The organism is bacterium (genome assembly GCA_026414725.1).
Classification (GTDB): Bacteria; Ratteibacteria; UBA8468; order B48-G9; family JAFGKM01; genus JAAYXZ01.
The window spans coordinates 1-878 of record JAOAIL010000053.1; the positions used below are offsets into that span (position 1 = coordinate 1).

The 878-nt window shown below is 34.1% G+C and carries 1 protein-coding gene; it reads right to left on the reverse strand.

Annotated features, from left to right (window positions below):
- Positions 1–775, reverse strand: a 775-nt coding sequence (locus N3D17_07790; GenBank protein ID MCX8083264.1) for a DNA methyltransferase, incomplete at its 3' end; no start/stop codon positions are given.
- Positions 776–878: the final 103 nt, after the last annotated feature.

Sequence of the window (878 nt, forward strand, 5' to 3'; positions counted from 1 at the left end):
GCTTAAAACCCAAAGGTATTACATGTTTTTTCCGCCTGGTGTCACCAATAAGGATCGCACATTGTCTTCCTGGTTTTAATACTCTGAAGCTTTCAGAAGCCACTTTTGACATTTCGTTTAGAAATTCATCTATATCTAAAAATGATAGGTCACTACCTTTTGAATCTGTGTAATGAATAATATTAGCATAAGGTGGATGGGCACAGATGAGATCCACCGAATTATCCTCTAAAAAAGATAGATCCCTTGCATCGCCGATAAATAGTTCTGGTTCATATGCTTCATATTCTTTCAAAAAAACATCAAACTCTAAATTCTTTTTAGCAAGTTCAATGGCTTTTTCGTTTATGTCAAAGGCAATACATCTTCTTCCGAGGAGCTTACATTCTACTGCTGTGGTTCCAGCCCCGCAGAAGTAATCTAAAACCAATTCATTCGGTTTTGAATATTTTAAGATTATATTTCTTGGAATATATGGGGACCAATTACCCCTGTATTCTCCACTATGGGTAGCCCAATCACCTCTTTGTTTGAAACTCCAAACGGTTGTCTTTTCTTCATAAAAGTCTTTGGGGTGGAGATTTTTTATCTTTTTTAATTTTTTGAGGCTGCTTACGTTTAAACCTTTTGTTTTTGTAATCAGTTTTTCTATGTATCTAAATGTAACCCCATATTTCCGCCCTATTTCAATATCAGGGGTACCTTTGAATTTCTCTTCAATGATTGCCTCTTGCAGCTCTTTTTCAGTGTCAAAATTTAATTTCTGAATGGCCATATTTTTATTTCAATGGATATAGGGAATAATTTTTTAGTTTCATATTATCCAATTTGAGCGATTCTATGTCAATAAATATAATTTATAGGTGAATGTGCTTATC